Genomic DNA, 23,189 nt, shown 5'->3' on the forward strand with positions numbered 1-23,189 from the left:
CCGTACCCCGGGCAGCGGGGAGGAGGACCGGTGAGCCTCGTGGTGGGCGTCGGCGCGTCCCGGGGCGCGCCGGTCGAGGAGGTGCTCGGCGTGATCGAGGACGCGCTGCGGGAGGCGGGGCTGTCCGCGCGCGGTGTCGCCGAGCTCGCCACCGTGGACGCCAGGGGCGACGAACCCGGCGTCGTCGGGGCGGCCGAGCGGCTCGGGGTGCCCCTGGTGACGTACTCCGCCGCGGAGTTGGCCGCCGTGCCGGTGCCGAACCCGTCGGCCGCGCCGGCCGCCGCACTGGGCACGCCGTCCGTCGCGGAAGCCGCGGCGCTCGCGGGCGGGGGCGAACTACTCGTACCCAAACGGAAGTCGGCGCGAAGGGACGGGCGGCCGGGCAGGGCGACCTGTGCGGTGGTCCGACGCGACGGCTCCGGGAGCATCAGCACGAAGGGCATGTGGACTGCCATGCACACTGACGGACACGACCTGCGCCACCACGGGGACGCCGAGGTGCGGGACGACGGCGCCGCCCTGGTCGATCTCGCCGTGAACGTCCGCGCGCACACCCCGCCGGACTGGCTGCGCGAGCACATCGCCGCGTCCCTGACCGGTCTCGCCGCCTACCCCGACGGGCGGCAGGCGCGGGACGCGGTGGCGGCGCGGCACGGGCTGCCGCCGGAGCGGGTGCTGCTGACGGCGGGCGCGGCGGAGGCGTTCGTGCTGCTCGCCCGCGCCCTGAAGGTGCGCCGGCCGGTGGTGGTGCACCCGCAGTTCACGGAGCCGGAGGCGGCGCTGCGGGACGCCGGGCACAGCGTGGACCGGGTGCTGCTGCGGGAGGAGGACGGCTTCCGCCTCGATGCGGGGGCCGTTCCCGAGGACGCAGACCTCGTGGTGGTCGGCAACCCCACGAACCCGACGTCGGTGCTGCATCCCGCGCGGGACGTCACGCGCCTGGCCCGGACCGGGCGGACGCTCGTCGTCGACGAGGCGTTCATGGACGCGGTGCCGGGTGAACGGGAGTCGCTGGCCGGGCGGACGGACGTGCCCGGACTGGTCGTGCTGCGCAGTCTGACGAAGACGTGGGGTCTGGCCGGGTTGCGCATCGGATATGTGCTCGGCGCGCCGGAGACGATAGGTGAGTTGGAGCGGGCGCAGCCGCTGTGGCCGGTGTCCACGCCCGCGTTGGCGGCGGCGCGGGCGTGTGTGTCGGGGCGGGCGGTCGCGGAAGCGGCGCACGCGGCGCGGCGGGGGGCCGCGGACCGGGGGTATCTCGTGGCGGGGCTGGAGCGGTTCGCGGGGCACGGGGTGCGGGTGGCGGGGCCGGCTCAGGGTCCGTTCGTGCTGGTGCGGGTGCCTGCGGCGGGGGTGGTGCGCGGGCGGCTGCGGGAGCTGGGCTACGCGGTGCGGCGGGGGGACACGTTTCCCGGGCTCGGGGAGGAATGGGTGCGGGTGGCGGTGCGGGACCGCAGGACGGTGGACGGGTTCCTGGAGGCGCTGGGACGGGCGCTGGCCTCCGGCTGAGCCCGGCCCGGTCCGGGAAGCCCGAGGCCCGCCTACTGTCGCGGGGTCAGCCCACCACGCGCCCGTTCAGCACGACGCGTCGCGGGGCCGCGAGCACGCGTACGTCGGTGCGCGGGTCCTGTTCGTAGACCACGAGGTCGGCCGGGGCGCCCTCGTCCAGGCCCGGCCGGCCCAGCCACGCGCGCGCCGCCCATGTGGTCGCCGACAGGGCCCGCACCGGGGGGATGCCGGCCGTGACGAGTTCCGCGACCTCCCCCGCGACCAGCCCGTGGGGCAGGCTGCCGCCGGCGTCGGTGCCGACGTAGACCGGGATGCCGGCGTCGTAGGCGTTGCGGACGGTGTCGTAGCGGCGGGCGTGGAGGCGGCGCATATGGGCGGACCAGGCGGGGAACCTCGCCTCACCGCCGGCGGCCAGGTCGGGGAAGGTCGCGATGTTCACCAGGGTGGGGACGATGGCGACGCCGCGCGAGGCGAACAGGGGGATCAGCTCGTCGGTGAGGCCCGTCGCGTGTTCGACGCAGTCGATGCCGGATTCGACCAGGTCCTTCAGCGAGTCCTCGGCGAAGCAGTGGGCCGTGACCCGTGCGCCGAGGCGGTGGGCCTCCTTGATCGCCGCCTCGACGGCCTCCCTGGGCCAGCAGGCGGACAGGTCGCCGAGTTCGCGGTCGATCCAGTCGCCGACCAGCTTCACCCAGCCGTCGCCGCGCCGGGCCTCCTGGGCGACGTAGGCGACGAGGTCCTCCGGTTCGATCTCGTGGGCGTAGCCGCGGAGGTAGCGGCGGGTGCGGGCGATGTGCCGGCCCGCCCGGACGATCTTCGGCAGGTCCGGGCGGTCGTCGGTCCAGCGGGTGTCGGAGGGCGAGCCGGCGTCGCGGATCAGGAGGGTTCCGGCGTCCCGGTCGGTGAGCGCCTGCCGTTCCGCCGTGTCGCGGTCGACCGGGCCGTGCGCGCCCAGGCCCACGTGGCAGTGGGCGTCGACCAGGCCGGGCAGGGCCCAGCCGGTCACCGTGCGCACGTCACGGGCGCCGGCGGGGCGGTCGTAGGAGATCCGCCCGTCGACGACCCACACCTCGTCGTGGACCCGGTCGTCGTCCGGTCCGGCGAGGACCCTGCCCTTCACGTGCAGCACCGTGCGATCGCTCATGTACCGCACCCTAAGGGCTGTCCCGTAGTGCCGCGGCAGGCGACGTTTGCCCGGCGAGGAGCGGCGTCCGGTGCGTGTTCCCGGTGTGCCGGCCGGAAGTCCTCGTACTGGATGTACTCGGGCTTTCGGCCGGTGCGGCGAGAGGGCGTGCCGGGCGTCGCGACGGGGCGAACGTCGCCTGCCGGGGCATTGGCTACTCCGGCTTCGTCGCCCCGTCCGGTGTCCCCTCCTCCACCTCGGCCATCGCCGGGTCGAGGATGCGGGAGAGGAAGTGGCGGGTGCGTTCGTGGGCGGGGGCGCCGATGACCCGGTCGGGGGTGCCGTCCTCGACGATCACTCCGCCGTCCATGAAGACGACCCGGTCGGCGACCTCGCGGGCGAAGGTCATCTCATGGGTGACGACCATCATCGTCATGCCCTCCCGCGCGAGGCCGCGCATCACCGCGAGGACGTCGCCCACGAGTTCGGGGTCCAGGGCCGAGGTCGGCTCGTCGAACAGCATCACCTCGGGGCCCATGGCGAGGGCGCGGGCGATGGCCACCCGCTGCTGCTGTCCGCCGGAGAGGGAGGAGGGGTAGGCGTCCGCCTTGTCGGCGAGCCCCACCCGCTCCAGGTTGGCCGCGGCCACCTTCGCGGCCGCCGCCTTGTCACGCCGCAGCACCCGGCGCTGCGGCAGGGTGAGGTTCTCGGTCACCGTCAGGTGCGGGAAGAGGTTGAACTGCTGGAAGACCATGCCGATCCGGCGGCGCGCGGCGTCGATGTCGACGTCCGGGTCGGTGAGTTCGGCGCCGCCGACGAAGACCTGGCCCCCGGTCGGCTCCTCCAGCAGGTTCACGCAGCGCAGCAGCGTCGACTTGCCCGAGCCGGACGGGCCGATGACGCAGACGACCTCACCGCGCCGGATCTCCAGGTCGATGCCGCGCAGGACCTCGTTGTCGCCGAACGACTTGCGCAGGCCGCGTACTTCGATCTCCGGTCGGCTCATTTCACGGCCTCCTGGGCCTTGGCCTCCATACGGCGCACGACGAAGCCGAGCGGGATCGTGACCAGCAGGTAGCACAGGCCGGCGACGAGGATGGGCGTGGAGTTGGCGGTCGTACTGGCCAGGTCACGGCCGTACTTGGACAGTTCGCGTTCCTCCAGGGTGACGCCGAGGAACAGCACCAGCGAGGAGTCCTTGAAGAGCAGGACCAGTTCGTTGGTGAGCGGCGGGAGGATGACGCGGAACGCCTGCGGGATGATGATCGAGACCATCGCGCGGGCCGGGGAGAAGCCCAGCGAACGGGCCGCCTCCATCTGACCCTTGGGGACGGCCTGGATGCCGGCGCGGATCGTCTCCGCCATGTAGGCGGCGGCGACCAGGCCGAGGGCGAGGGCGACCTTGCCGTAGGTGCCGCCGATGATCTCCGTGCCGGGGAAGGCCAGCGGCACGGCCACCCCGATGAAGATGAAGATCAGCAGGGCGGGCAGGCCGCGGAAGATCTCGATGTAGATCCCGGCGAGCCAGCGGTAGGGACCGACGGACGACAGCCGCATCAGGGCGATGACCATGCCGAGGGCCAGCCCGACCAGGAACCCGGACACCGTGTAGAGCACGGTGTTCTTCAGCGCCAGCGTGATGACCTCGGGGAACATCTGCTCGGCGATGTCGGCCTGGGCGAACTGGTTCTGGAGCCGGCCCCAGTCCGCCGAGAGGGCGAAGGCGATCACGGCGGCGACGAAGACGACGTACTGGACGCCGCGAGAGACGCCGCGCTTCTGCCGCCGGGTCAGGCCCTTGCGGCGGGGTGTCGCGTCGGGTTCGGCGGCCGCCGCGGGTTCGGTGTCGCTCATGAGGCGGCGGGGGCGGACGGGGAGGCCACGGCCGGGTCGTACGGGCCGATCCACTGCTCGTAGAGCTTCTTGTACGTGCCGTCGGCCTTGGCGTCGGCGATCGCCTTGTTGATGGCCGCGACCAGCTTGGCGTTGCCCTTCTTCACCGTGAAGCCGTACTGCTCGCCGGTGTTGAGGTTTCCGACCACCTTGAAGGCGTCGGCGTTGGCCTTGTCCTTCAGCCAGCCCTGGACGACGGGGTAGTCGATGACGACGGCCTTGACCTGTCCGGTGCGCAAGCCGTTGAGGACGGCGTCGGAGGACTCGAAGGAGACCGGGTCGAAGCCCTGCTTCTTGACGTAGTCCTCGCCGGTGGTCTGCGCCTGGGCGCCGAGCTTGACCTTCTTGGCCTTGATGTCGGCGAGGGATCCGACGCCGGCGCTCTTGTCGACGAGGACGGCCTGGGTGGCGTCGAAGTAGGGGTCGGAGAAGTCGACGTTCTTCTTGCGCTCCTCGGTGATGGTCATGCCGGCGGCGGCGAGGTCGCACTCGCCGGAGTTGAGGAACGCGCCGGTCTTGAAGTTCTCGAACGGGGTGTCGAGGATGGCCTGCTTCACGCCCAGGTCCTTGGCGACCAGGTCGATGAGGGAGACGTCGAAGCCCTGCACCTTACCGTCGATCTCCGACTGGAACGGCGGGTACGGCAGGTGGGTGCAGGTGGTGAGCTGCCCGGCCTTGGCGAGCTGGACGCCGCCGGCGGTCTTGGCGCCGCCCGAGTCGTCGGTCTTGGTGCAGGCGGTCATGAGCAGCAGCCCGGCCGTCACGGTGGCGGCGGCCAGGATGCGGGGGGTCCGGCGCCCGGGGAGCGTGGTCACGGCGGGCCTTCCTGTGTGAGAAGTGGTGAGGGGTGGTGCGGAGTCATGCGCGGTCGTGGTTCAGATTATAAGGATGGGTTTGAGGTACTCAAACCAAACCCATGGTTACAGGGCCGCGCGACCTGCGAAGTCGCCGCTCGGGGTGGGCCGATGGGCGTTTCGCGGGGGTGGGGCGGCTGCCGGTTACTCTCGTCACCTCTACCCCCGTGAGTCGAAAGAGCACCGCTGTGACACACCCGTTCCTGGACCTTGCCCCGCTGAGTGCCGCCCGCTTCGCGTCGATCGAGGACCGGGTGGCGCGGCTGCTGAACACCCGGCAGGACGTCGTGATCATGCAGGGCGAGGCGCTGCTTCCGCTGGAGGGCGCGATCCGCGGCACGGCGGGGCCCGGCACCACCGCGCTGAACATCGTCACCGGACCGTACGGGCAGACGTTCGGGGACTGGCTGAGGGACTGCGGCGCCACGGTGATCGACCTCGCGGTGCCCTTCCACACGGCGGTCACGGCCGAGCAGGTCCGGACGGCGTTCGCCGAGCACCCTCAGATCGACTTCGTCTCGCTGGTGCACGCCGAGGCCGCCACCGGCAACACCAACCCGGTCGCGGAGATCGGCGAGGTGGTGCGCGAGCACGGCGCGCTGTTCTATCTGGACGCTGTCGCCTCCGTGGCGGCGGAGCCGGTGCTGCCGGACGCGTGGGGCGTGGACCTGTGCGTGATCGGGGCGCAGAAGGCGATGGGCGGGCCCGCGGGTGTGTCGGCGGTGTCGGTGAGCGAGCGGGCGTGGGCGCTGATGGCGGCGAACCCGAGGGCGCCGCGCCGCTCGTACCTGTCTCTGCTCGACTGGAAGGAGCGCTGGGTGGACGGCGGCCGCAAGACGCTGCTGCACGCGCCGGCGCAGCTGGAGATGCTGGCGCTGGAAGCGTGCGTGGAGCGGATCGAGGCGGAGGGCCTGGAGACGGTGATGGCCCGCCACGCGTCGGCCGCCGCGGCGACCCGCGCGGGTGCGGCGGCGCTGGGCGGCGGTCTGGAGCCGTACGTGCACGAGGCCTGGGAGGCCGCGCCGGTCGCCACGACCCTGCGCGCGCCGTCGGACACGGCGGCCTCGGAGCTGGTGGCCCGCGCCCTGGCGAGCGACCCGACACTGCCGCTGGCGGCGGGCGGCGGTGCGCTGGCGGGCGAGATGATCCGCGTCAACCACTACGGCCCGGCGGCGACCCCGGGGACGGTCCGGGGCGCCTTGACGGCCCTGGCCTCCGCCCTCGGCGCGCACGGCCACGACGTGGACCTCGCGTCGGCCCTCCGGTCGGCGGACGAGGTCTGGATCTGACGCCTGGTGTCCGCGATCGCGAGAGCGAGATGACCGGAGTCTGAATTCAGGGTGATTAAAAGAATTTATTGATTCCTCATGCGGATAGCTTTCCCAGGTTCTTCTGCCCCGGTTTTCCAGGTCTAAACACAGGCAAATTTCGGGCCGATTACCCGCGGGTGACGCATTGCACAGAGGTTTACCTTTGTCCCGATTTGCACGGTGCAAATCGGGACACAGTCACCTTCGACCACGAGTGCATCACCAAACCGACGCCGCCCCTCCACGCATCTTTTGATTTCGCTCGGTAAATTCAATCCGCATGACTGCCACGCAAGCAGACCTGCAGATCGACCGCCCCACGGTGGCGGACGGGGCCGCGCTCTGGCGTATCGCCAAGGATTCCGGAACCCTCGACCTGAACTCGTCCTACAGCTACCTGCTGTGGTGCCGTGACTTCGCCGGCACCTCGGCGGTGGCGCGTGCCGAGGACGGCACACCCGTCGGGTTCATCACCGGGTACGCACGGCCCGAGGACCCGCACACCCTGCTGGTCTGGCAGGTGGCGGTCGACGCCGCGTACCGCGGCCGCGGACTGGCCGCGGCCCTGCTCGACGGACTGATCGCACGGGTCACCGCCGAACGCCCGGTCACCGCCGTGGAGACGACGATCTCTCCCGGCAACACCGCCTCCGAGCGGCTGTTCACGTCCTTCGCCGCCCGGCACGGGGCGGACCTCACCCGCGAGGTGCTGTTCGGCGCGGACCAGTTCCCCGACGGCCCGCACGACCCGGAGGTCCTGTACCGGATCGGCCCCCTCGCCGCCCGGCCCTGACGCCCGGCCCTCCCCAGACCTCCGCCCCGCCCCGGGCACATCCCCCACACCCCGCAACGAGGAGCGTTTCGCCGTGACCATCACTCAGCCCGACCTCAGCGTCTTCGAGACCGTCGAATCCGAGGTACGCAGCTACTGCCGTGGCTGGCCCGTCGTCTTCGACCGGGCGCAGGGCAGCCGCATGTTCGACGAGGACGGCCACCAGTACCTCGACTTCTTCGCCGGCGCCGGCTCACTCAACTACGGCCACAACAACCCGGTGCTGAAACGGGCGCTGATCGACTACCTGTCGCGTGACGGCGTCACCCACGGCCTCGACATGTCCACCACCGCCAAGCGGTCCTTCCTCCAGACCTTCCAGGACCTGGTCCTGCGGCCGCGCGACCTGCCGTACAAGGTCATGTTCCCGGGCCCGACGGGCACCAACGCCGTCGAGTCCGCGCTGAAGCTGGCCCGAAAGGTGAAGGGGCGCGAGGCGATCGTGTCGTTCACCAACGCCTTCCACGGCATGTCGCTGGGCTCGCTCGCCGTCACCGGCAACGCCTTCAAGCGGGCCGGCGCCGGCATCCCGCTGGTGCACGGCACGCCGATGCCGTTCGACAACTACTTCGACGGCACGGTCCAGGACTTCCTGTGGTTCGAGCGGCTCCTGGAGGACCAGGGCTCGGGCCTCAACAAGCCCGCCGCCGTGATCGTCGAGACCGTGCAGGGCGAGGGCGGCATCAACGTCGCCCGCGCCGAGTGGCTGCGCGCCCTCAGCGAGCTGTGCAAGCGCCAGGACATGCTGCTGATCGTCGACGACATCCAGATGGGCTGCGGGCGCACCGGCGCGTTCTTCTCCTTCGAGGAGGCGGGCGTCACGCCGGACATCGTCACCGTGTCCAAGTCCATCAGCGGCTACGGCCTGCCGATGTCGCTGTGCCTGTTCAAGCCCGAGCTGGACGTGTGGGAGCCGGGCGAGCACAACGGCACCTTCCGCGGCAACAACCCGGCCTTCGTCACCGCCACCGCCGCGCTGGAGACGTACTGGGCCGACGGGTCGGCCATGGAGAAGCAGACCCGCAAGCGCGGCGAGCAGGTCGAGCAGGCGCTGATCTCGATCACCGAGGAGAACCTCGCCGACATACGCGAGTACCGCGGCCGCGGCCTGGTCTGGGGCCTGGAGTTCCACGACAAGGAGCGCGCGGGCAAGGTCGCGAAGCGCGCCTTCGAGCTCGGGCTGCTCATCGAGACGTCCGGTCCCGAGAGCGAGGTCGTCAAGCTGCTGCCCGCCCTCACCATCACACCGGAGGAGCTGGACGAGGGCATGCGCATCCTCGCCCGCGCCGTCCGGGAGACCGTCTGACATCCCGGCCACCGGGCACCGCGGCCGTCCGGCTCCCCCGCCGGCCGGCCGACCGCCCGAGCGGCCCGCGGCGTCAGAGACACCATCCACCTAGGAGGCATCGCACCACCGTGATCGTCCGTTCGTTCAAGGACATCGAAGGCACCGACCGGCACGTCAAGGCGGCGTCCGGGACGTGGGAGAGCAAACGCATCGTGCTGGCCAAGGAAAAGGTCGGCTTCTCCCTCCACGAGACGGTCCTGTACGCCGGCACCGAGACGTCGATGTGGTACGCGAACCACATCGAGGCCGTCGTCTGCGTCGAGGGCGAGGCCGAGCTGACCGACCACGAGACCGGCCGGACGCACTCGATCACGCCCGGGACCATGTACCTCCTCGACGGCCACGAGCGGCACACGCTGCGCGTCAAGGAGGACTTCCGCTGCCTCTGCGTGTTCAACCCGCCCGTGACGGGCCGGGAGGACCACGACGAGAACGGCGTCTACCCGCTGCTCACCGAGCCCGAGGAGGTGTGAGACCCCATGACCACTCACCTGACCAGCCCGGCCCAGACCCCGGCCGCCACCATCCCCGACCTCTACCCGAGCCGTGGCACGACCGAGGTGAGCACGCCGCGCCAGGACCCGGTCCTCTGGGGCGCTCCGGACGCGCCCGGCCCGTTCGAGCCGCTGGACCTCCAGTCGTTCGAACGTGACGGCTTCTTCGCCGTCGACCAGCTGCTCGCCGACGACGAGGTGTCCGTCTACCGGCAGGAGCTGGACCGGCTGGTGAGCGACCCGACGATCCGGGCCGACGAGCGGTCCATCGTCGAGCCGCAGTCGCAGGAGATCCGCACCGTCTTCGAGGTGCACCGGATCAGCGAGGTCTTCGCCCGGCTCGTGCGCGACGAGCGGATCGTCGGCCGGGCCCGCCAGATCCTCGGTTCCGACGTGTACGTCCACCAGTCGCGGATCAACGTCAAGCCGGGCTTCGGCGCCTCCGGCTTCTACTGGCACTCCGACTTCGAGACCTGGCACGCCGAGGACGGTCTGCCCCGGATGCGGACGGTGTCCGTCTCGGTCGCGCTGACCGAGAACTACGACACCAACGGCGGCCTGATGATCATGCCGGGCTCGCACAAGACGTTCCTGGGCTGCGCCGGCGCCACGCCCAAGGACAACTACAAGAAGTCGCTGCAGATGCAGGACGCGGGCACCCCGTCCGACGAGGCGCTGACCGCGATGGCCTCCGAGTACGGCATCAAGCTGTTCACGGGCCGCGCCGGTTCGGCGACCTGGTTCGACTGCAACGCCATGCACGGCTCCGGCGACAACATCACGCCGTTCCCGCGCAGCAACGTCTTCATCGTGTTCAACAGCGTGGAGAACGAGGCCGTCGAGCCGTTCTCGGCGCCCGTCAGGCGGCCCGAGTTCATCGGCGCCCGCGACTTCACCCCGGTGAGGTAGGCGCCGCCCTCAGGGACACCGGGCCGGGCCCCCTCGTGTGGGACGGGGGACCCGGCCCGGTCCTGTGTGCTCAGCCGGCCAGGACGTCGAGCAGACGGTCCACGTCGGCGGGGGTGTTGTGGAGGTGGAAGCTCGCGCGCAGGTTGCCGGCGCGGTCGGAGACCTCGACTCCCGCGCGGCTCAGCTCCGGCTGCCGGGCGCCCAGGCCGGGCACCGAGACGATCGCCGAGCCGGGGGCGGCCACCGGCTCGTGGCCGAGCCGTGCGAGCCCGCCCCGGAACCGGTCGGCGAGCGCGATGTCGTGGGCGTGCACGGCGGCCACGCCGAGTTCCTCGATCAGGTCGAGCGAGGGCCGCAGTCCCGCGAGCGCGAACAGGGCTGGGCTCAGGTCGAACCGCCGGGCCGAGTGGGCGAGTTCGGCCACCGGGCCGTAGCAGCTGTCCCAGGGCCGCTCGGCGGCCACCCAGCCGGCGAGCACCGGCGTCAGATCGCCGAAGTCCTCCGGGACGGTGAAGAAGGCGGACCCGTGCGGGCCGAGGAGCCACTTGTAGGAGACGGCGGCGGTGAAGTCGTAGGCGCCGGCGTCCATCGCCAGCCAGCCCGCCGACTGGGAGAAGTCGACGTAGGTGCGGGCGTCGTGGGCGCGCGCGGCCTCGCGCAGGGCGGGCAGGTCGGCGATCCGCCCGTCCGCCGACTGGACCGCGCTGACCGCGACGAGCGCGGTGTCCGGGCGGACCGACTCCGCGAGCCGCTCCAGCGGCACCGTGCGGACCTTGAGGTCCCCCCGCACGTGGAACGGGTTCAGCACGGAGGTGAAGTCGCCCTCGGCGGTGAGGACCTCGGCCCCGGCGGGCAGCGAGGCGGCGACCACCCCGGTGTGCGCGGTGACGGTCGCGCCGACGGCCACCCGGGTGACCGGGACGCCGGCGAGCCGGGCGTACGCGGCCCGGCAGGCCTCGACGTCCTCGTACAGCGGGGTGGTGGGCCGGCCCTCGGCCCGCAACAGCGCCGCCTCGTGCAGGGCGGCGACCGTACGGGCCGGAAGCACACCGTTGCTCGCGGTGTTGAGGTAGACGCCCTTCGGGGCGAACTCGGAGCGGACGAGGGCTTGGAAGGTCTCCGTGGTCTCCATGACTCCACTGTGGGGCCAGGGGAAGTCCGCGTCCATTGCGCGTTTCTACGCGGTTGTGCCAAGCACCGCTTATAGATCGCCCCGGGGACGGCGCCGCCGGTCGTCTCAGTTCTGGGGGACCGCGCATCCGTCGGGGCCGCAGGCCTCGGCTCCACCCTCGTCGATCAGCGTGAGCGGGGAGCGGTCGCCCCACGCCCGGGTCAGCGCCTGGGCGAAGACCTCGGCGGGCTGGGCGCCCGAGACGCCGTAGGCGCGGTCGAGGACGAAGAACGGCACGCCGTTCGCGCCGAGTTCGGCCGCCTCGCGTTCGTCGGCGCGGACCTCGTCGGCGTAGGCGGCCGGGTCGGCGAGCACCTCGCGGACGGCGCCGGCGTCGAGACCGGCCTCCACGGCCAGCTCCACGAGCCGATGGTCGCCCTCGCTGAACAGGGAGCGATCCTCGGCGAAGTTCGCCCGGTACAGGATCTGGATCAGTTCGTCCTGCCGGCCCCGCTCCTTGGCGAGGTGCAGCAGACGGTGCAGGTCGAAGGTGTTGCCGTGGTCGCGGTCGCGGGTGCGGTAGTCGAGGCCCTCGGCGGCGGCCTGCGCGCCGAGGTTGTCCTCGCCGGCCTGGGCCTGCGCCTCGCTCATGCCGTACTTCTCGGTCAGCATCGTGAGCACGGGCTGGACGTCGCCCTTGGCGCGGCCGGGGTCCAGCTCGAAGGAGCGGTGCACCACCTCGACCTGGTCGCGGTGCGGGAAGGCCGCGAGCGCCTTCTCGAAGCGGGCCTTGCCCACGTAGCACCAGGGGCAGGCGATGTCGCTCCAGATCTCGACGCGCATGTCTCGGCTCTCTCCAGGTCGTCGTGTCGGCTGCGGAGACGTTCTCCGGCCGATACGTGAACGTTCAAGCGCCGTGGCGCATTCCCGCCCCCGTCAGTCCCCTTTCACGAAGAAGCGCAGGTAGAGGTGATGGTCGTCCTCGGCGGGCGGGTTCTCGGGGTCCGGCACCCAGCCCCGGCGGGCGTAGAAGGCCTGGGCGCGCCGGTTGTCGACGTGCACGTCGAGGACGGCGGCGGTCCTGCCGTCGGCTCGCCACCGCTCAACGCACTCCGTGTGCAGGGCCGTGCCGATGCCGCCGCGCCAGCGGTCGGGGTCGACGTGGAACTGGAACAGCTTGACCGTGTCGGCGGGCGCGTCCGGCGGGGTGCGGAAGGAGGCGACGGCGACGATCCGGTCCCCCTCGACGGCGCACAGCACCCGCCCGTCGGGCCGCTCGATCGCCGAGCGCCAGTTGGCGAGCCAGTCGGTGCCGTCCTGCGGGACCCCGTCCGGGTAGTACGTGGCCCGTGCCCGCGCGTGCAGCGCGGCCACGGTCTCCACGTCGGCGGGTACGGCCTCCCGGATCACGCGGTTCATCCGTACGCCTCAGCTTCCGTCACGCAGGTCGTCCGGCCAGCCGGGGCGGAACTCGATGTGGTCGTAGGTGACCACGCACCCCTCCCCCATCGGCGCCTGCGCCAGGAAGCCGACCAGGGCCGCGCCGGTCTCCTTCTCGCCGCCGAGCGTGAACAGCCGGACGAAGGTCCAGTGCTCGCCGTCCCGGGAGGCGTGGAAGGCGAAGGCCCGCCCGGTCCGGCTCACCCGCAGCCAGGCCGAACTTCCCTCCACGGTGAAGGAGTTGGCGTCATCGGAATGGCCCCGGGTGACCACCGTGCAGACGGTGGGCACGTCCGGGGAGTACTCCAGGCAGAGCTTGGCCCAGGCCCGCTCGCCGACGTGGACGTACAACACCCCCGCGTCGAAGGCCCCGTTGAACCCGACGGTGACGCGGGCGATGAGCTGGAAGTCCCCCTCGGGCGCGCCGAGCAGCCGGGGCGCGTCGGAGGCGGGGTCGAGCGCCTCGCCCGTGGGCGGCACGAACCGGTCCTGCCGGGGACCGGCCCAACCGGTGAGCACTCCTTCCTCGTAGGACCAGTTCCCGTCCGGCCCGTAGGTGCGCAACGGAAAGGGAAGTGGGGGAAGTTCGACGTCCATGGCCCCATCATTCACCGCGAGGCCCTATCGTTCCAGCCGTCCGTTGAACCGCCGCGGCAGGCCGAGCGGGTTGTCGTCGCGAAGCTCCGGCGGCAGCAGCGCCTCGGGCGCGCCCTGGTAGGCGACCGGCCGCAGCCACCGCTCGATCGCGGTCCCGCCCACCGACGTCGACGTGGACGTGGTCGCCGGGTACGGCCCACCGTGGTGCTGGGCCGGCGCGACGGCGACCCCGGTGGGCCAGCCGTTCACCAGCACGCGCCCGGCGAGCGGCGTCAGCTCGGCGAGGATCTCCGCGCCGCGCCCCTGGCCGGCCGCCTCCTCGGAGGACAGCTGGACCGTCGCCGTGAGGTTGCCGGGCAGCCGGGTCAGGACGGCCTTCACCTCGTCCTCGGAGTCGTAGCGGGCCACGACGGTGACCGGCCCGAAGCACTCCTCCAGCAGCAGGTCGTGCTCGCCCTCGGCCGCCAGGCGCGCGGCGGGCACGGTCAGGAACCCGGCGCTGACGGTGTGCTCGCCGCCCGCTCCCGGCGTCACCGGGGACTCCACCTCGGGCAGAGCGGCCCGCTCGGCGATCCCGGCGAGGAAGTTGTCCCGCATCCGGTGGTCGAGGAGCACTCCGGCGTCGGTGTCGCTGACGGCGTCCGTCAGCGACTTCAGCAGGCCGTCGCCGGCCGCGCCGGACGGCACCAGCACGAGCCCGGGCTTCACGCAGAACTGGCCGACGCCCAGGGTCATGGAGCCGGCGAGCCCGGCGCCGATGGTCTCGGCGCGTTCGGCGGCCGCCGCCTCGGTCACCAGGACCGGGTTGAGCGAGCCCAGCTCGCCGTGGAAGGGAATCGGGGTGGGCCGCGCCGCCGCCGCGTCGAACAGGGCCCGGCCGCCGCGCACGGACCCGGTGAAGCCGGCCGCGGCGACCAGCGGGTGCTTGATCAGCTCGACGCCCGCCTCGAAGCCGTGGACCAGGCCCACGACGCCCCGCTCGATGCCCTGTTCGGCGGCGGCCGAGCGCAGCAGGCTGGCGACCAGCTCGGACAGCGCCGGGTGGTCGGGGTGGGACTTGACGACGACCGGGCAGCCCGCGGCGAGCGCGCTCGCGGTGTCGCCGCCGGCCACGGAGAAGGCGAAGGGGAAGTTGGAGGCCGAGTAGACGGCGACGACGCCCAGCGGCACCTTGTAGCGGCGCAGGTCCGGCACGGGCGGGGTGGCGGTGTCGTCGGGGTGGTCGACGACGACGTCGAGGAAGGCGCCCTCGCCGACGATGTCGGCGAACGCGCGCAGCTGGTAGCAGGTGCGGGCGAGTTCACCGGTCAGCCGGACCGGGCCGAGCGCGGTCTCGGCGTCGGCGACCTCGACGAGGTGGCCCTTGGCCCCCTCCAGGCGGTCGGCGGCGGCGCGCAGGAAGGCCGCGCGGACACCGCGGTCGGCGAGGGCGTCGCGAGTGGCGTGCGCGGCGCGGACTACAGCGTCCACCTCCTGGGCCGTGGCCTCCACCGCAACCTGTTCACGCTGCTTCCCGGTTCGGGGGTCGACACTCCAGACTGGTGCTGCTGCCACCGCGGGTCCTCCACGTGCTCTGTCTCGGGGGGCGTTCGATATACTGAACGTTGTCTCTGATGGTGAATGTGCTGGAGATTATTTCCCGTCGAACGAAGGGGTCAAGGGCGATGTCGGCTGGCGAGACGGGGGGCGGGGCGCAGGTCAAGTCCGCGGTGCGGACGGTTGAACTGCTGGAATACTTCGCCGGTCGCCCCGGTATGCACTCCCTCGCATCGGTCCAGGAGGCCGTCGGGTATCCCAAGTCGAGTCTCTACATGCTGCTGCGCACCCTGGTCGAGCTGGGCTGGGTGGAGACCGACGCCACCGGCACGCGCTACGGCATCGGCGTGCGGGCGCTGCTGGTCGGCACCTCCTACATCGACGGCGACGAGGTCGTGGCGGCGGCCCGACCGACGCTGGACCGGCTCTCGGACGACACCACCGAGACCATCCACCTGGCCCGCCTCGACGGCACCAACGTGGTCTACCTCGCGACCCGCCAGTCCCAGCACTATCTGCGCCCCTTCACGCGCGTGGGCCGTCGGCTGCCCGCCCACTCGACCTCGCTGGGCAAGGCGCTGCTGAGCACCTACAGCGACGAGCAGGTCCGCAAGATGCTCCCCGAGGCGCTGCCCGCGCTGACCGAACACACCATCACGGACCGCGAGCAGCTCATCGAGGAGCTGCGCCAGATCCGTGACCAGGGCTTCGCGGTGGACCGGGAGGAGAACACGCTCGGCCTGCGCTGCTTCGGCGTCGCCATCCCCTACCGCACGCCCGCGCGGGACGCGATCAGCTGCTCCGTGCCGGTGGCGAGGCTCACGCCCGCGCACGAGCAACTGGTCAAGGACGCGCTGTTCGACGCGCGGGACCGGCTGACGCTGGCGACCCGCCGGCTGTGAAGCAGGCGGAGGTAGCCTCGGGGCATGCAGATCGACCTGCGTCCCGTCCATGACAGCGATCTGCCGGTCTTCTACCGGCAGATGACCGACCCCGAGGCCCGGCGGATGGCCGCGTTCACCCCGCCGGACCCGGCCGACCGGTCCCAGTTCGAGGACCACTGGAAACGGGTGAGGTCCGGCGCCCTGGTGCGCACCGTGCTGACCGACGGGGACGTCGTCGGCCATGCGGCGGTGTACGGGGAGCCGGGCGAGCGCGAGGTGACGTACTGGGTGGACCGCTCCCACTGGGGCCGGGGCATCGCGACGGCCGCACTGCGGGCGCTCCTCGCCGAGGTCCCCGAGCGTCCGCTGTACGCCCGGGCGGCGGCCGACAACGCCGGTTCCCTGAGGGTGCTGGAGAAGTGCGGCTTCCGTGTCACCGCCCACGCCTCGGGCTTCGCCGACGCGCGCGGCGAGGAGATCCCCGAGGTCGTCCTGAGGCTGGAGGCGTGAACCAGGTGAGAAGAAGCCCGAACAGGTAAGAACATGAGCGTTCGATGAGAAAACCGGCGGAAGGGAACGATTCCCTTCCGCCGGTTCGTCTTTCCGGGTGCGATGAACAAGACGATCAGGCGCGCCTCGCTCTTCACGCTGCTGCTGGTCCTCGCCCTCTTGGTCAGGGCGACGTGGGTGCAGTTCTACGAGGGCCGGGCGCTGGCGGACGACCAGAACAACCGGCGGAACGCGATCGAGACGTACTCGGCGCCGCTGGGCAACATCGTCGTGGCCGGCAAGGCGATCACCGGCTCGGCGGCCACGGCGGGCAGCGACCTCAAGTACCGGCGCACGTACACGGACGGCGAGCTGTACGCGGCGGTGACGGGTTACGCCTCCCAGAGCTACGCCCCCACACAGCTGGAGGGCGTCTACGCCGATCTGCTCAACGGCACCGACCCGAGGCTGCGGTCCGTGATGGACGCCGTCACCGACACCCGGGCCGCTCCGGGGGACGTGGTCACCACGATCGACCCGGCCGTGCAGAAGGCCGCCTACGACGCGCTCGGCGACAAGAAGGGCGCGGCCGTCGCCATCGACCCGGCCACCGGGAGGCTGCTCGCGGTCGTGTCGACGCCGTCGTACGACCCGTCCTCGCTGACCGCCGCCGACACCGCCGGGGCCGCGTGGAAGAAGCTCACCGCCGACCCGGACAAGCCGCTGACGAACCGGGCGCTGCGGCAGCCGCTGCCGCCGGGCTCCACATTCAAGCTGGTCGTCGCGGCGGCGGCGCTGGAGAGCGGCCTGTACACGTCGGTGGACCAGTCGACGGACAGCCCGGACCCCTATCCGCTGCCGGGCACGAGGACCGTCCTGCGCAACGAGAACGCCTCCGCCCCGTGCGAGGACGCCTCGATCCGGGTGGCGCTCCAGTACTCGTGCAACAACGTCTTCGCCCACATGGCCGTCCAGTTGGGGCAGGACAAGGTGCGGGCGACGGCGGAGAAGTTCGGCTTCGACGACACGGCGCAGGACGTGCCCGTGCGCGCCTACCCGAGCGTGTACCCGTCCGGCATGAACGCGTCGTCGACCGCCCTCACCGGCATCGGCCAGTACGACGTGACGGCGACCCCGCTCCAGATGGCCATGGTGTCGGCCGCCATAGCCAACGGCGGGGTGCTCGTCTCGCCGCACATGGTCTCGGAGATCACCGACGGCGGCGGCAATGTGCTCGAGAACTACGAGGACAACGGCAAGCCCTCCACCGAGCGGGTCGTCAGTGCCCGCACCGCCGAGCAGCTGCAGTCGGCGATGCGGACGGTCGTGGAGCAGGGCACCGGCACCAACGCCCGGATCGACGGGGTCACCGTCGGCGGGAAGACGGGAACCGCCCAGCACGGCGAGAACAACAGCCAGACGCCGTACGCCTGGTTCACCTCGTACGGGAAGGCCGGCGGCAAGGCGGTCGCCGTGGCGGTGGTGGTGGAGCAGTCGAACGCGCAGCGCTCGGAGGTCAGCGGCAACGGCCTGGCCGCCCCGGTCGCGAAGGCCGCCATGCAGGCGGCCCTGGAGAACTGACGGGTCCTCGGGCGTTCATGGCGCCGGAACCCCCGAGAACGCGCCGCAGCGTTCGAGCCAACTCGAACCCCTGTACCAGGTCAAGCGGATGATCACTGCTACGCTTCCGGATCTCGTCCCGCGTCCTCCCCGGGACATCCTCATGTCATTCACATGACATGCGCGCGTCCCCTGCCGGGACGCCGGCAGTCCGCAGCGAGAAGAGGTCACCCGTGGGCACAGTCGTCGACGACGCCGCCTCGGTGGAGTTCCACGCCTTCTTCGAACGCCACTACGCCGAACTGTCCCGCCTCGCCCACCTGTTGACCGGGGAGCCCGACGCCGCCGACGATCTGGCGGCGGACGCGCTGCTGGCGCTGTGGCACCGCTGGGACCGGGTCCGCTCGGCCGACCACCCGGTGGCGTACGCGCGCGGCGTCGTCGCCAACCTCGCCCGCACCCGGATCCGCAGCGCCGTGCGCGAGCGCCGGAGGATCACCCTGTTCTGGTCGCAGCGCGAGGAGAAGACGGAGAACCCCGACGTGGCGGGCGTGGTGGACGTCCAGTCGGCGCTGCGTAGACTCCCGTTCCGCAAAAGGGCCTGTGTGGTGCTGCGGCACGCCTTCGACCTCTCGGAGAAGGACACCGCGCTCGCGCTCGGGGTCTCGGTGGGTACGGTGAAGAGCCAGACCTCCAAGGGAATGGCCGAGTTGCAGAAGCTGCTCGGCCCACAAGGCGCTCCGCCCAAGGTGCAGCACGCCGTGTTCACGGTCCGCACCGGCCAGGCCGGAGGAAGGAACCGATGACGATGCGGCGGGACGTGCACGACGAGCTGCGCGCCCGGCTGCGGGGGGCGGCCGGGGCGCACGAGCCGAACCGCGAGCGGATCCTCGCCCGGATCGAGCGCGGCATGGCCGGCGGGGAGCAGGCCGTACGCCGGGACGCCCGGCCGCCCCTGTGGAGCTGGACGCGGATCGTGGGGGCCACGGCGGCCGTCGCGGGCATGCTCGCGGTCGGCGGTTACGCGGTGGCGTCCGCCGTACGGGGCGACACCCCGCCGCAGCAGCAGACGGTGGCGGCGTCCTCGCCACCGGTCCCCTCCCCGGAGGCCACCAGCCGTCCGCCGGCCTCCCCGAAGCCGACGCCGAGTTCCGGCCATCAGAAGCGGGAGCCGGTCGAGCCGAGTTCCTCCCCGTCGCACAGCGCCCGGCCCACGCCCTCGGCCCCGGCCCCGCCCCCCGTCACCACGGCTCCGCCGCCCTCCCACGGCGTCGAGGACGGCCCGCTGTGGTCGGACGGCTCGGTCGACCCGCACAGCAACGACTTCTGGGCGCAGAGCGACATCACCCTCAAGGCCGCCGAGCAACTGACCTCGCTCACCGTGCGGCTGAAGGTGGCGCAGACCGGCGGCGTGTCCTCGGCCGGGGCCTGGCGCTCCCTGCCGGAGGGCGACTTCACGTTCACGGTCGCCGAGCGGGACGGCTACCTCGTCTACACCTGGGTGCTCAAGGAAGGCCGAACGGTCCCCAAGGGCGAGTGGGTGTTCGCGGGGCAGTACAACCACGAGCGCGGCGGCCGGGACGCCAAGGACGACAGCTACGCCGTCACCGCGAGGGCCGGCTCCGCCGACCGCTTCGTGGGCGGCGGTTTCGCGGCCCAGGGCGACGACTGACGCAGCCGGCGGCGAGGCCGCAGGAGACGGACGCGCGGGAGGGGATCGAAACTTTCGGTCCCCTCCCGCCCCATGTCCACCGATTGACGCCCCGCGCCCCGCTGGTGAGACTCCCAGGCACAGGACAACAGAATCCCCCACAGTCGCACAGGATGTGTCATGCGCCCCACTCGCACGCTCCTGCCGTCGAGGCCCCTCCCGGTCCTCCTCGTCCCCCTCGCGCTCCTCGCCCTCCTTCTGGCCCTGCTGGCCGCACCGCCCAGCACCGCGACCACCGGAGCACCGCCCGTGAACCATCCGAAGTACGCCGGCTACCTGTTCGCCTACTTCACGGGCGAGGGGACCGCGGACGGCGAGCAGATCCGCTACGCCCTCAGCCGCGGCAACGACCCGCTGCACTGGCGGGAGCTGAACGCCGGCAAACCCGTCCTCACCTCCACGATCGGCGAGAAGGGCCTGCGCGACCCGTTCGTGATCCGCTCCCCCAAGGGCGACCGGTTCTACCTCATCGCCACCGACCTGCGCATGTACCAGAACAGCAGCGGCAGTTGGGACGACGTCCAGCGGCACGGCAGCAAGTCGGTCATGGTGTGGGAGTCCACGGACCTGGTCCACTGGACCGACCAGCGCCTGGTGAAGGTCGCCCCCGACAGCGCCGGCAACACCTGGGCTCCGGAGGCCTACTGGGACGCCGGCCTCGGCGCGTACGTCGTCTTCTGGGCGTCCAAGCTCTACGCCGACGACGACCCCGGCCACACCGGCTCGACGTACAACAAGATGCTGTACGCGACCACGAAGGACTTCCGCACCTTCAGCGCGCCGAAGGTGTGGAACGACCCCGGCTACTCGGTCATCGACTCCACGGTCGTCCAGCACAAGGGCGTCTACTACCGCTACACCAAGGACGAGCGGGACCCGGCCTCCAGCTCGCCCTGCGCCAAGTTCATCACCGGGGAGAAGTCGCGGAGCCTGACCGCCACCCGGTACGACCTGGTCGCGGACTGCATCGGCAGCGGCGCGATGGAGCGCGGCGAGGGCCCGACGGTCTTCAAATCCAACACCGAGGACAAGTGGTACCTGTTCATCGACGAGTACGGCGGCCGCGGCTACGTGCCCTTCGAGACCACCGACCTCGACTCGGGCCGCTGGACCCCGTCCGTGAACTACCAGCTCCCGGCCAGCCCCCGGCACGGCACCGTGCTCCCGGTGACGCAGGCCGAGTACGACCGGCTGCTCGCCGCGTACCCGCCGGCCCCGGCCTCGCTGACGGACGCGACGGCGAAGGGCCAGAAGGGGTACGCGATCGTCACCGAGGCGTCCTCGAAGGTCGTGCTGCCGATGGCGCCGGACGCCGACCTCGCCCGGCTCGCGCCGACGCTGTGGGCGGGCGAGGGCGCTTCCGTGAGCCCCCGCTCCGGCACCCGGCGCGACTTCCGCACGCCCCAGAAGTACACCGTGACCGCGCCCGGCGGCACGCGGCGCACCTGGACGGTGGAGGCGGTGCGCACCCGCAGCCCGATCCTGCCCGGCCTCAACGCCGACCCGGACGTGCACTACCTGAACGGCGAGTACTGGATCTACCCGACGACCGACGGCTTCCAGGGCTGGAGCGGCACCCGGTTCAAGGCGTACTCGTCGAAGGACCTGGTCCACTGGAAGGACCACGGCGTCATCCTCGACCTGGGCCCCGACGTGAGCTGGGCCGACAAATACGCCTGGGCCCCGGCGATCGCCGAGCGCGACGGCAAGTACTACTTCTACTTCTGCGCCGAGCAGCAGATCGGCGTGGCGGTGGCCGACTCCCCCGCCGGCCCGTTCAAGGACGCCCTGGGCAAGCCCCTGGTGGCGAAGGGCGGTTCGCTGCAGGGGCAGATGATCGACCCGGCGGTCTTCACTGACGACGACGGCCGGGCGTACCTCTACTGGGGCAACGGCCACGGTTACGTGGTCCCGCTGAACGACGACATGGTGTCGTACGACGCCTCGAAGGTGAAGGACATCACTCCGGACAACTTCCGTGAGGGGTCCTTCGTCATCAAGCGGAACGGCACGTACTACTTCATGTGGTCCGAGGACGACACCCGCAGCGAGAACTACCACGTGGCCTACGCGACGGGGCCGTCACCGCTCGGCCCGTGGACGAAGCGGGGGACGATCCTGTCCAAGCGCCCCGAGTACGGCGTGCTCGCCACCGGCCACCACTCCGTGGTGCGGGCGCCCGGCACCGACGACTGGTACATGGTCTACCACCGGTTCGCCCTCAACGGCCCCGGCCGCCCGGGCGGCGACGGCATGCACCGCGAGACCACCGTCGACCGCATGGAGTTCGCGGCCGACGGCACGATCAAGCCGGTGCTGCCCACCCTGGAGGGCATCGGACCGGTCAGGAACCAGGTGCGGTGATCACGAGCTCCTTCCACGGGGCCCAGTCACCGAGGTAGGCCGCACGGGTCGCCGACTCACCCTGTTCCCGGGTGAGTCGGGGCCTGTTCTCGGGGACGGTGATCTCGGCGCCCGGTCCGGAGTTGCGGTACTCGGCGAACCGCATCGACTGCCAGGGGAAGGAGCTCGACATGTCGGTGTAGGGCGCGACCGCGTCGATGCCGCGCCCCAGGTGGCTGTCGCGGACGGTGAGCATGGGGCGGGCGGTGGTGTCGGAGCTGGGCACCCAGGGGCGGGCCAGCTTGTAGTAGGCGTCCGGGGCTTCGCTGGTGACGCGGCTCCTGGTGACCAGGTAGCCGCGCGGGTTGGCGCCGGCGGTGGAGGGGGCGAAGACGAACCCGTAGGGGGCGGCGGCCAGGTCGGTGCGGGTCAGGGTGCGCAAGCGGCAGTGCTCGAAGACCGCGGTGGCCCGGCCGAAGACGAAGTCGACGTCCCCCTCGGCGTAGCAGTGGGAGTAGTACTGGCGGGCGAAGACGCCGAGGGCCATGGTGTCGGCGTACAGGGTGTCCTGGTGACCGAGGAAGCGGCAGTGGTGGAAGGCCGAGCGGTCGCCCTGGACCTTGAGGGCGACGGCCTGGGTGCCGGTGACGCCGGGGTGGTCGGCGCGCAGCCAGTCGTTGGCGAAGGTGATCCAGCGGGCGGTGAAGCCGTCGGCCTGCACGGTGGTGGTCGCCGACCCGGTGGTGCCGTGGGTGCCGCCGCCGGGCTTGGGGGTGCCGGCCGCGTTGTCGTACACGATCACCACGTCGTGCGGGTTCTCCGAGGCGCCGATCCAGGTCGCCTCGGTGCGGGTGGCGTCGACGGCGACGGTCTCGCGGTAGACGCCGGGGGCGAGGACGAGGGTCCGGCCGCTGCCCGCGGCGGCGGCCACGGCGTCGCGGACCGAGGTGTGGTCGCCACGGCCCAGCGGGTCGACGTACAGGGTGGACGGGGTGAGGCGGGCGGCCGGGGAGCCGAAGCGGCCGAACGGGCGGTCCGGGCGGGTCCGTGGTCCGGCGGCGGCGTGGGCGGAGTGCGCGGCCGGCAGTCCGAGGGCGGCGGGCGCGCCGGCGGCCATCGTCAGGAAGCCCCTGCGGGACAGGAGCGGCCGGGGGTGGGGCGAGGACATGCGGGTGCTCCTTCACGTGCGGCTCGGGTTCTGAGGGCTCTCAAGGGCCCTGAAGGGAGCGGGCCGGGACCGTGGGGT

Annotated in this window: 22 protein-coding genes; 12 read left to right on the top strand and 10 right to left on the bottom strand. The window is 71.8% G+C overall.

Annotation, left to right across the window (positions count from 1 at the left end):
* Nucleotides 1-39 precede the first annotated feature (39 nt).
* Nucleotides 40-1,509 carry an Rv2231c family pyridoxal phosphate-dependent protein CobC gene (gene cobC, locus ACIRS4_RS07155; protein ID WP_404192082.1) on the top strand — a complete coding sequence of 490 codons (1,470 nt, stop codon included), beginning with the start codon at nucleotides 40-42 and terminating at the stop codon, nucleotides 1,507-1,509.
* Between the two features lie 46 nt (nucleotides 1,510-1,555).
* Here the strand turns inward: cobC and ACIRS4_RS07160 are convergent, their stop codons facing one another.
* The 4 genes from ACIRS4_RS07160 to ACIRS4_RS07175 form a co-directional block, all read right to left on the bottom strand.
* Nucleotides 1,556-2,653 carry an amidohydrolase family protein gene (locus tag ACIRS4_RS07160; RefSeq protein ID WP_404191256.1) on the bottom strand — a complete coding sequence of 366 codons (1,098 nt, stop codon included), beginning with the start codon at nucleotides 2,651-2,653 and terminating at the stop codon, nucleotides 1,556-1,558.
* Nucleotides 2,654-2,846: 193 nt separating this feature from the next.
* On the bottom strand, nucleotides 2,847-3,638 hold the full coding sequence (locus tag ACIRS4_RS07165; protein WP_404191258.1) for an amino acid ABC transporter ATP-binding protein: 792 nt from the start codon (nucleotides 3,636-3,638) through the stop codon (nucleotides 2,847-2,849).
* On the bottom strand, nucleotides 3,635-4,486 hold the full coding sequence (locus tag ACIRS4_RS07170) for an amino acid ABC transporter permease (RefSeq protein ID WP_404191260.1): 852 nt from the start codon (nucleotides 4,484-4,486) through the stop codon (nucleotides 3,635-3,637). The genes ACIRS4_RS07165 and ACIRS4_RS07170 overlap by 4 nt, the downstream gene beginning before the upstream one ends.
* On the bottom strand, nucleotides 4,483-5,340 hold the full coding sequence (locus tag ACIRS4_RS07175) for a transporter substrate-binding domain-containing protein (RefSeq protein ID WP_404191262.1): 858 nt from the start codon (nucleotides 5,338-5,340) through the stop codon (nucleotides 4,483-4,485). Before ACIRS4_RS07175 ends, ACIRS4_RS07170 begins: the two co-directional genes overlap by 4 nt.
* A gap of 227 nt (nucleotides 5,341-5,567) precedes the next feature.
* On the opposite strand from ACIRS4_RS07175, the gene ACIRS4_RS07180 reads away from it, so the two are divergent.
* The 5 genes from ACIRS4_RS07180 (at nucleotide 5,568) to thpD (ending at nucleotide 10,272) form a co-directional block, all read left to right on the top strand.
* Entirely contained in the window at nucleotides 5,568-6,668 is a 1,101-nt protein-coding gene (locus tag ACIRS4_RS07180) for a pyridoxal-phosphate-dependent aminotransferase family protein (RefSeq protein WP_404191264.1), read from the top strand.
* 301 nt (nucleotides 6,669-6,969) lie between these two features.
* Entirely contained in the window at nucleotides 6,970-7,482 is a 513-nt protein-coding gene (ectA, locus tag ACIRS4_RS07185; protein ID WP_404191267.1) for a diaminobutyrate acetyltransferase, read from the top strand.
* 73 nt (nucleotides 7,483-7,555) lie between these two features.
* Nucleotides 7,556-8,827: a diaminobutyrate--2-oxoglutarate transaminase gene (gene ectB, locus ACIRS4_RS07190; RefSeq protein WP_404191270.1), complete on the top strand. Its 1,272-nt coding sequence runs from the start codon at nucleotides 7,556-7,558 to the stop codon at nucleotides 8,825-8,827.
* A gap of 110 nt (nucleotides 8,828-8,937) precedes the next feature.
* The gene (locus ACIRS4_RS07195; RefSeq protein ID WP_404191272.1) at nucleotides 8,938-9,342 is read left to right on the top strand and encodes an ectoine synthase; all 405 of its coding nucleotides are present in this window, start codon (nucleotides 8,938-8,940) and stop codon (nucleotides 9,340-9,342) included.
* Between the two features lie 6 nt (nucleotides 9,343-9,348).
* Nucleotides 9,349-10,272 (top strand): ectoine hydroxylase, encoded by a 924-nt coding sequence (gene thpD / locus ACIRS4_RS07200; RefSeq protein ID WP_404191275.1) that lies wholly within the window; start codon nucleotides 9,349-9,351, stop codon nucleotides 10,270-10,272.
* A gap of 70 nt (nucleotides 10,273-10,342) precedes the next feature.
* Here thpD and ACIRS4_RS07205 read toward each other — a convergent pair whose 3' ends face one another.
* The 5 genes from ACIRS4_RS07205 to ACIRS4_RS07225 form a co-directional block, all read right to left on the bottom strand.
* On the bottom strand, nucleotides 10,343-11,404 hold the full coding sequence (locus ACIRS4_RS07205; protein ID WP_404191278.1) for an aminotransferase class V-fold PLP-dependent enzyme: 1,062 nt from the start codon (nucleotides 11,402-11,404) through the stop codon (nucleotides 10,343-10,345).
* 105 nt (nucleotides 11,405-11,509) lie between these two features.
* The gene (locus ACIRS4_RS07210) at nucleotides 11,510-12,226 is read right to left on the bottom strand and encodes a DsbA family oxidoreductase (RefSeq protein ID WP_404191280.1); all 717 of its coding nucleotides are present in this window, start codon (nucleotides 12,224-12,226) and stop codon (nucleotides 11,510-11,512) included.
* A gap of 93 nt (nucleotides 12,227-12,319) precedes the next feature.
* Nucleotides 12,320-12,802: a GNAT family N-acetyltransferase gene (locus tag ACIRS4_RS07215; RefSeq protein WP_404191282.1), complete on the bottom strand. Its 483-nt coding sequence runs from the start codon at nucleotides 12,800-12,802 to the stop codon at nucleotides 12,320-12,322.
* Nucleotides 12,803-12,811: 9 nt separating this feature from the next.
* Nucleotides 12,812-13,420: a DUF1349 domain-containing protein gene (locus ACIRS4_RS07220; RefSeq protein WP_404191285.1), complete on the bottom strand. Its 609-nt coding sequence runs from the start codon at nucleotides 13,418-13,420 to the stop codon at nucleotides 12,812-12,814.
* A 24-nt stretch (nucleotides 13,421-13,444) separates the two neighbouring features.
* Nucleotides 13,445-14,974, bottom strand: coding sequence for an aldehyde dehydrogenase (NADP(+)) (locus ACIRS4_RS07225; RefSeq protein WP_404191288.1), 1,530 nt, complete (start codon nucleotides 14,972-14,974; stop codon nucleotides 13,445-13,447).
* 110 nt (nucleotides 14,975-15,084) lie between these two features.
* Between ACIRS4_RS07225 and ACIRS4_RS07230 the strand changes: the two genes are divergently transcribed.
* The 6 genes from ACIRS4_RS07230 to ACIRS4_RS07255 all read left to right on the top strand — a co-directional run bounded on the left by ACIRS4_RS07230 (nucleotide 15,085) and on the right by ACIRS4_RS07255 (nucleotide 21,964).
* Nucleotides 15,085-15,858 (top strand): IclR family transcriptional regulator, encoded by a 774-nt coding sequence (locus tag ACIRS4_RS07230; protein ID WP_404191290.1) that lies wholly within the window; start codon nucleotides 15,085-15,087, stop codon nucleotides 15,856-15,858.
* A gap of 24 nt (nucleotides 15,859-15,882) precedes the next feature.
* Nucleotides 15,883-16,350, top strand: coding sequence for a GNAT family N-acetyltransferase (locus tag ACIRS4_RS07235; RefSeq protein WP_404191293.1), 468 nt, complete (start codon nucleotides 15,883-15,885; stop codon nucleotides 16,348-16,350).
* Nucleotides 16,351-16,452: 102 nt separating this feature from the next.
* Complete coding sequence (locus tag ACIRS4_RS07240) at nucleotides 16,453-17,910, top strand: peptidoglycan D,D-transpeptidase FtsI family protein (RefSeq protein WP_404191296.1); 1,458 nt, start codon at nucleotides 16,453-16,455, stop codon at nucleotides 17,908-17,910.
* A gap of 212 nt (nucleotides 17,911-18,122) precedes the next feature.
* Nucleotides 18,123-18,695: a SigE family RNA polymerase sigma factor gene (locus ACIRS4_RS07245; RefSeq protein ID WP_404191298.1), complete on the top strand. Its 573-nt coding sequence runs from the start codon at nucleotides 18,123-18,125 to the stop codon at nucleotides 18,693-18,695.
* The gene (locus ACIRS4_RS07250; protein WP_404191300.1) at nucleotides 18,692-19,561 is read left to right on the top strand and encodes a hypothetical protein; all 870 of its coding nucleotides are present in this window, start codon (nucleotides 18,692-18,694) and stop codon (nucleotides 19,559-19,561) included. The genes ACIRS4_RS07245 and ACIRS4_RS07250 overlap by 4 nt, the downstream gene beginning before the upstream one ends.
* A gap of 159 nt (nucleotides 19,562-19,720) precedes the next feature.
* Complete coding sequence (locus ACIRS4_RS07255) at nucleotides 19,721-21,964, top strand: family 43 glycosylhydrolase (protein ID WP_404191303.1); 2,244 nt, start codon at nucleotides 19,721-19,723, stop codon at nucleotides 21,962-21,964.
* Here the strand turns inward: ACIRS4_RS07255 and ACIRS4_RS07260 are convergent.
* Complete coding sequence (locus ACIRS4_RS07260) at nucleotides 21,945-23,111, bottom strand: pectinesterase family protein (RefSeq protein ID WP_404191306.1); 1,167 nt, start codon at nucleotides 23,109-23,111, stop codon at nucleotides 21,945-21,947. The genes ACIRS4_RS07255 and ACIRS4_RS07260 overlap by 20 nt on opposite strands.
* Nucleotides 23,112-23,189: the final 78 nt, after the last annotated feature.

The sequence above is a fragment of the Streptomyces sp. NPDC101166 genome (genome assembly GCF_044768125.1).
In the GTDB taxonomy this organism is placed as follows: domain Bacteria; phylum Actinomycetota; class Actinomycetes; order Streptomycetales; family Streptomycetaceae; genus Streptomyces.

Excerpts from the sequence above, each read along its gene's own strand:
- ACIRS4_RS07160 (WP_404191256.1), bottom strand. The coding sequence starts at position 2,653 with ATGAGCGATCGCACGGTGCTGCACGTGAAGGGCAGGGTCCTCGCCGGA.
- ACIRS4_RS07165 (WP_404191258.1), bottom strand. The coding sequence starts at position 3,638 with ATGAGCCGACCGGAGATCGAAGTACGCGGCCTGCGCAAGTCGTTCGGC.
- ACIRS4_RS07170 (WP_404191260.1), bottom strand. The coding sequence starts at position 4,486 with ATGAGCGACACCGAACCCGCGGCGGCCGCCGAACCCGACGCGACACCC.
- ectA (WP_404191267.1), top strand. The coding sequence starts at position 6,970 with ATGACTGCCACGCAAGCAGACCTGCAGATCGACCGCCCCACGGTGGCG.
- thpD (WP_404191275.1), top strand. The coding sequence starts at position 9,349 with ATGACCACTCACCTGACCAGCCCGGCCCAGACCCCGGCCGCCACCATC.
- ACIRS4_RS07205 (WP_404191278.1), bottom strand. The coding sequence starts at position 11,404 with ATGGAGACCACGGAGACCTTCCAAGCCCTCGTCCGCTCCGAGTTCGCC.
- ACIRS4_RS07210 (WP_404191280.1), bottom strand. The coding sequence starts at position 12,226 with ATGCGCGTCGAGATCTGGAGCGACATCGCCTGCCCCTGGTGCTACGTG.
- ACIRS4_RS07215 (WP_404191282.1), bottom strand. The coding sequence starts at position 12,802 with ATGAACCGCGTGATCCGGGAGGCCGTACCCGCCGACGTGGAGACCGTG.
- ACIRS4_RS07220 (WP_404191285.1), bottom strand. The coding sequence starts at position 13,420 with ATGGACGTCGAACTTCCCCCACTTCCCTTTCCGTTGCGCACCTACGGG.
- ACIRS4_RS07230 (WP_404191290.1), top strand. The coding sequence starts at position 15,085 with ATGTCGGCTGGCGAGACGGGGGGCGGGGCGCAGGTCAAGTCCGCGGTG.
- ACIRS4_RS07235 (WP_404191293.1), top strand. The coding sequence starts at position 15,883 with ATGCAGATCGACCTGCGTCCCGTCCATGACAGCGATCTGCCGGTCTTC.
- ACIRS4_RS07240 (WP_404191296.1), top strand. The coding sequence starts at position 16,453 with ATGAACAAGACGATCAGGCGCGCCTCGCTCTTCACGCTGCTGCTGGTC.
- ACIRS4_RS07250 (WP_404191300.1), top strand. The coding sequence starts at position 18,692 with ATGACGATGCGGCGGGACGTGCACGACGAGCTGCGCGCCCGGCTGCGG.
- ACIRS4_RS07255 (WP_404191303.1), top strand. The coding sequence starts at position 19,721 with ATGCGCCCCACTCGCACGCTCCTGCCGTCGAGGCCCCTCCCGGTCCTC.
- ACIRS4_RS07260 (WP_404191306.1), bottom strand. The coding sequence starts at position 23,111 with ATGTCCTCGCCCCACCCCCGGCCGCTCCTGTCCCGCAGGGGCTTCCTG.